We start from the raw sequence: 6092 nt of genomic DNA, 5'->3' as shown, positions 1-6092 counted from the left end.
AGCTGTTAAAGTTGTTTTACCATGGTCAACGTGACCGATTGTGCCCACGTTAACGTGTGGCTTATTACGTTCAAACTTAGCCTTAGCCATGTTAATCTTCCTCGTTTACGTCGAACACAATTCTGAGTAAAACCCAGCTCCGACATATCGTTTAAAAAAACCGAACACCAAATACTTGAAAAGCAGACTAAATAGCCTGCTTTTGGAATATTTTTGCAACTTAAGTTGCCAAACTGTAATCTGGAGCTCTTATCGAGATTTGAACTCGAGACCTCTCCCTTACCAAGGGAGTGCTCTACCACTGAGCTATAAGAGCAAATATTAGTACTTCAACTCATGGAGCGGGAGACGAGGATCGAACTCGCGACATGCAGCTTGGAAGGCTGCCGCTCTACCAACTGAGCTACTCCCGCACGATGTTGGTACTGAACCACTTTGAAGTCTTAAAATTGGTGGTGGGAGAAGGATTCGAACCTTCGAAACTTTCGTAGCGGAGTTACAGTCCGCCCCCTTTGACCGCTCGGGAATCCCACCATTTTACACTTACATCAGTGTCGCTCTTTACTTTGCACTCCAAACTTTCTAAGATGGTGCCGGCACACGGATTCGAACTGTGGACCTACTGATTACAAGTCAGTTGCTCTACCAACTGAGCTATGCCGGCGTTTCTTAGTGTTTCGTACGTTTCGTATCGGAACGGTGTGCAGTTTAGCAAAACTTGAAATCCGTGCAAGTGTTTTTTTCAAAAAAAACGCCAAAAACTCACAAAATCAATCCATTTGACGATAATTCAACCGCTTTGATCACTGCGCGAGCTTTTATTTGGGTTTCATTCCACTCAGACTCAGGATTTGAGTCTGCAACCAAACCTGCTCCGGCCTGTACATAGACCTTATTTTCACGAATAACGCAGGTACGAATCGCAATCGACATGTCCATTTCACCATGCCAACCTAAATAACCCACAGCACCGCCAAAAATTCCGCGTTTTACCGGCTCGACTTCATCAATAATTTCCATGGCGCGGATTTTAGGCGCACCAGAAAGTGTGCCTGCTGGGAAAGTGGCTTTAAAAACATCCAGCGCATCGACATCATCGCGGACTTCACCCTGTACATTCGACACAATATGCATGACATGGGAATAACGCTCGATCACCATTTGATCGGTCACTTGCACTTTTCCAGTTTTTGAGACCCGCCCCACATCATTTCGCCCCAAGTCGATCAGCATGACATGCTCGGCGATCTCTTTTTCATCAGAAAGTAACTCTTGTTCTAAAGCCAGATCTTGTTCTTTATTCTTGCCGCGTGGACGGGTTCCTGCCAGCGGGCGGACTGTAGCAATACCATTTTCCAGACGGGACAGAATTTCTGGTGAAGAACCGACAATATGAAACGGCGTCTGGTTGTCCAAGGTCTGCCCTTGTACCAAAAACAGATAAGGGGATGGATTCAAATGACGCAATGCGCGATAAACCTGTAACGGGTCGCCATCAAAGTCAGACACCATCCGGTGGCCTGGTACCACCTGCATGACATCTCCAGCACGGATATATTCCTTAACCTGCTCTACCGACTCCAGAAACTTATCTTTTCCGGTGAGCGACTCGAAATGCGGAGGGGTATGTTTTTCTGCTTTTAAGCTGACTGGGGTTGCCAGAATATTTTCCAGTTCATTTAATTGTTCCTGTGCTTTTTCATAAGCAACTGGATCCGTGGCATCGGCATGTACAATCAAGAACAGGGTATCTTTTAAATTATCAAACACGATAACGGTTTTAGACAGCATCATCCAGAGGTCTGGCAGACCCACAGGATCCGCTTCAGGCATATTGTTCAGGCGTGGTTCGATATAACGCACTGTATCGTAACCAAAGTAACCCACCAGACCGCCGGTAAAACTTGGCAATGCCGGAAGTTCGGCCTGAGTCGGAACTTTAAACTGGGCCTGAAAATCACGGATATATTGAAATGGATCGCTACATGCCTGCTGCTCAAGGCGGCCATCGGTGTGTTGTATTGTGAGTTGCCCTGCATTACAGGAGAATACGGTAGATTCACCGAGTCCAATAATGGAATAGCGCGCCCAGTTTTCACCGCCCTCAACAGATTCAAATAAATAGGCATGTTGATGCTGTTTTAAACGGGCAAATACGGACAATGGGGTTTCTGTATCCGCCAGACGCTGGCGATAAACAGGAATCAGGTTGTACCCTTGTGCTGCAAGTTGCTGGAATTGGGCTTGAGTGGTCATTCGGTTTTTCTCTTTTAATAGGGTTTACTTAGTTTGCAAATTGAAGTGAACCGAGCGACGCCATCGAAAAACCGTATCACTATTCATTCTATTTCCTTTATTCCCTTGTGCTAGTTCAGCAAATCTCTTAAGTCACTCACGATCTGCTGTGGCTGCGAATCCGCAATATCCTCGCCATGATTATAGCCATAGCTGACTACAATACAATCAATGCCTGCCCGACGTGCTGCTTCAATATCATTGCAAGAATCACCAATCAGCAAGACCTGTTCTTTGGCCACCTGATAGTGCTCTACACAATGTAATAGCTGACGTGGATGCGGCTTACGTTCGGCAAATCGGTCACCGCCGATGGTATCTGTAAAATACTGTGACATTTCCAAGGTATCCAGAATACTGCATGCCGGACGCTCCGGTTTATTGGTGACACAGATCAGGGTTTTACCTTCGGCCTTGGCCCAAGCCAGAAATTCCAGAATTCCCGGGAAAGGCACGGTATCAATACATGGATCGGCATTGTAAATTTCCAGAAAGGTACTGAGTAATTCCTGATGCTGCGCTGGCATCACCTCACCGACCAAGTGACGCAGGACGCTCTCGCAAAAGAGGGAACTGCCCTTGCCAATCCAGACGCGTACCTGCTCTTCCGTCACCGAGGGCAGTTGCATGATATTAAGACTCATATTCATGGCGCGATACAGATCATGAGCCGAATCCACCAAGGTACCATCCAGATCAAATAAAATCAGCTGGCGCTGTTCGAGCTGTGCAATTGACATCCTGACCCTCGTTTTTAGTTATGCATTGTCAAAAAAGGCATGCGTTCTGCATGCCTTGATTGTATAGCCAATCATCGGCCTATTTAAATAATACCCAGGCAATAATTGCCAGAATCACCAGTACAATCAGGGAAATCAAGCCCACAGAAGCATTTTTCTGCGCCTGTTTTTCCTGCTCAACACGGGAAATCGGCTGCTCTACCGGAACCGGGGCGGGCTCAGGCTTAACGGCGGTCAGATCAATACCTTCAGCAATCGGGGCCGGTTTCGGAATACCGACATTGGTTGGCATGCCATCACGTGTTAACTGGATTGAAGCATCACGCTCTTTTAACTCTGGTATACCTTGCTCATTCATATGTTGAGCTGGCGTTTTTTCAACAACTTCTACATCTTCAGTCACTTTTTCAGCAGTTGCTTCAATGCCTGCAGCAACGTCAACCGCTCGAACCGGTTCAAGCACCAAAAACTTCAAGCTGGCAAATTGTACGATATCATCTTGCTTTAACAGGGTTTCCTGCTCAATACGCAGATCATTTACAAAGGTACCATTGGATGAACCCAAATCCTGCACCCACAGTGCATCCTCTTTAAGCAGGAAAGCCGCATGTTTACGCGAAATCTCTGCTGCCTGCAACACAATATCGGCGCTCTGATGACGCCCTACCAGCATGTCACGCTCTATTGCAATGTCTTGTCCAGCGAGATCATCTGTAATCGCATGTATTTTCCAAGTCATGAAATCCACTTCTCTATTCTCTTTGCCGCTATCATAACATGCTGCATGCCCATGCGAATATCCTAGCTTTTCGGTCTAAGTGTAGTGGTTGTAACGGTATTTTTACTTTTTTCGATCTGCTCGACAGGCGGTACAGTCTGCTGTGGAATGACTGGCTCGATTGCAACAGGTGTGGTCGTCACTGTAGATGAGTTCGTTGCAGGGGCCGTTGGCACAGTCTGATAAGGCGAATTTTTTAATGGGGTTTTAGACACTGGAATACGCTGCTGATAGACATCATCTACATTTTCCGGCAATTTGGAGAAATTCCCATCTGCATCCAGAGCCAATTGCAAACTATATAACTGGCTATAGCGCTGTTGGGTCAGTTTGCGTACTGCATTCTTGTCGCCTACAATGGTCGGATGAATAAAAATCAACAGGTTACGTTTCTGATTGGACTTTCCTTCGGAGCGGAATAAGCGGCCAAGGCCCGGAATGGCACCCAGACCCGGTATAGCCTGACGGCCATAACTGGTGTTGTCCGAAATCAGGCCGCCCAATACAATGGTTTGGCCATGTTCAGCCAGAATCGAGGTTTTAATGGCCCGTTTACTGGTCACCAGATCAGATGCCTGTCCTTTATTGGCTTTAACATCCGATACCTCCTGTTCGACTTCCAGACGTACCGTACCATCCTCCCCAATGTGTGGAATCACTTTTAAGGTTACCCCGACATCCTTACGTTCAATCGTGGTATAGGGGTTGGCAACACCAGCAGCACCCGTCGATACTGAACCGGTAACAAAAGGTACGTTTTCACCTACCACGATATACGCTTCTTCATTGTCCATCGTGACAATAGACGGCGTAGACAACAGATTGGATTTGGTGGTTTCTTTGAGTGCCTGAATCAGGGCTCCATACAGCTTGCGGGACCCATCTGCGCCTTCTTTATAGTCACCCAGGATTAATGAGCCACCTGTACCCAGCGCACTGCCCGCCCCTGCTAGGCCGCCAGTCAGATAACCCGCGGCAATATTTTTCAGGCTGCTGCCAAAATTATCAAAGTTAATCAAGCCAATACCGCTATTGAGATCACCCAAGGCCCATTGCACCCCAAGCTGGTCCGCGTCATTGCCTTCAATCTCAATAATGGCAGCTTCAATCAGCACCTGCTGGCGACGAACATCCAGCTGGTTAATTGCGGATTCTATTTCACGCATTAACTGCGGATCTGCCTTGACCACCAGCGAGTTCTGGGTAGCGTCCGCAATAATACTAACCCCATTGGCACTAAAACTACTGATGCCCCCCTGCTCGGCTTTCATACCACTGTTCAGCTGAATACCGGAAGCACCATTACTATTTGAATTGCTGCCAGCACTGTTGCTATTGCTTAAATTACTGATGGGATTGGAGGAAGAGGAGTCAGATGACGTATGATCCGCACTACTTTTCACGGCCTGCCCCGTGACCAGTCCTTGCAGAATTTCCGCCAGATTCTTGGCACTCGCATATTTCAGACGAAAGACTTTTAATCCGCCCAGACGGTCGGCGGCCGGCACATCCAGCGTTTCAATCATCTGACGTACCCGTTTGCGGGTGGCCGGATCACCTTTGATCAAAATCCGGTTGGTTCGCACATCGGCAATCACCCGAACACGAGAACCACGCAGATCCTTGGCGGCACCTGTCGCGGTCATCGACTCAATCAGCTCGATCATTTCTTCAGCCTGACTCGATTGCAGGCTTACTGCCTCGATGTCATTTTGCCCTGTTCCGTCCAGATTACGGATGATGGTTTCCAGCTGATAAATATTATTGGCACGATCCGACACGATCAGGGCATTGGTGCCCGGCACAGCAGCCAGATGGGCAAATTGCGGCATTAAAGGACGCAGGGCCGGAATCAGGTCATTCGGATTGGTATTTTCCAGCCAGATCACCCGGGTAACAATCTGGTCTCCACGGGCGCGGCTACGGGCATCATAGGGAATGCCCGAGTTTTTGACATTGCTATCAGGCACCAACTTGATGGTATTACCTGAAGGAATGGCCACCACCCCATTGACATTCAACACGCCTAAAAACAGGTCATAAACTTCATTTTTATTTAAAGGCTTATTGGAAATCACCGTAACATTACCACGTACCCGGGGATCTACTGCAAAATTTTTACCTGTAATATCAGCAACTTCATTAATGAAAGCGGTTAAGTCTGCATCCCGGAGATTAATTTTCCAGGTTTGTGCATAACTGGCCGTACTGACCATAGCCACCAATGGTGCGGCCGCGCACAGCGCCCAAGCTGATCGATTATTATTAAATAAAGCCAT

5 protein-coding genes and 4 tRNA genes are annotated in these 6092 nt (G+C 47.5%); all 9 read right to left on the bottom strand.

From position 1 onward, the window contains the following. Nucleotides 1–90, bottom strand: a 90-nt coding sequence (locus NI461_RS11795; protein ID WP_072292276.1) for a GTP-binding protein, incomplete at its 3' end; no start/stop codon positions are given. A 151-nt stretch (nucleotides 91–241) separates the two neighbouring features. After that, nucleotides 242–316, bottom strand: a tRNA-Thr gene (locus NI461_RS11790). Nucleotides 317–337: 21 nt separating this feature from the next. Then, a tRNA-Gly gene (locus NI461_RS11785) sits at nucleotides 338–413 on the bottom strand. 37 nt (nucleotides 414–450) lie between these two features. After that, nucleotides 451–534 (bottom strand) — tRNA-Tyr (locus NI461_RS11780). 54 nt (nucleotides 535–588) lie between these two features. Continuing rightward, nucleotides 589–664, bottom strand: a tRNA-Thr gene (locus tag NI461_RS11775). A 98-nt stretch (nucleotides 665–762) separates the two neighbouring features. After that, nucleotides 763–2256 (bottom strand): anthranilate synthase component I, encoded by a 1494-nt coding sequence (gene trpE, locus NI461_RS11770; RefSeq protein WP_151207615.1) that lies wholly within the window; start codon nucleotides 2254–2256, stop codon nucleotides 763–765. Between the two features lie 110 nt (nucleotides 2257–2366). After that, nucleotides 2367–3035 (bottom strand): phosphoglycolate phosphatase, encoded by a 669-nt coding sequence (gph, locus tag NI461_RS11765; protein WP_151207613.1) that lies wholly within the window; start codon nucleotides 3033–3035, stop codon nucleotides 2367–2369. A 79-nt stretch (nucleotides 3036–3114) separates the two neighbouring features. Further along, nucleotides 3115–3774 (bottom strand): FHA domain-containing protein, encoded by a 660-nt coding sequence (locus NI461_RS11760; RefSeq protein WP_151207611.1) that lies wholly within the window; start codon nucleotides 3772–3774, stop codon nucleotides 3115–3117. A gap of 62 nt (nucleotides 3775–3836) precedes the next feature. Beyond that, a complete protein-coding gene (gspD, locus tag NI461_RS11755) occupies nucleotides 3837–6092 on the bottom strand; it encodes a type II secretion system secretin GspD (protein WP_151207609.1) in 2256 nt (751 codons plus the stop codon).

The organism is Acinetobacter sp. S4400-12 (assembly GCF_024129495.1).
Taxonomy (GTDB): domain Bacteria; phylum Pseudomonadota; class Gammaproteobacteria; order Pseudomonadales; family Moraxellaceae; genus Acinetobacter; species Acinetobacter lwoffii_C.
Note: the sequence above shows the minus strand (reverse complement) of the source record. Positions and strands in the feature narration are given on the sequence as shown.

Bases quoted from the DNA above. Each gene is read 5' to 3' on its own strand.
- gph (WP_151207613.1), bottom strand. From the start codon at position 3,035: ATGTCAATTGCACAGCTCGAACAGCGCCAGCTGATTTTATTTGATCTG.
- NI461_RS11760 (WP_151207611.1), bottom strand. From the start codon at position 3,774: ATGACTTGGAAAATACATGCGATTACAGATGATCTCGCTGGACAAGAC.
- trpE (WP_151207615.1), bottom strand. From the start codon at position 2,256: ATGACCACTCAAGCCCAATTCCAGCAACTTGCAGCACAAGGGTACAAC.
- gspD (WP_151207609.1), bottom strand. From the start codon at position 6,092: ATGGCTTTATTTAATAATAATCGATCAGCTTGGGCGCTGTGCGCGGCC.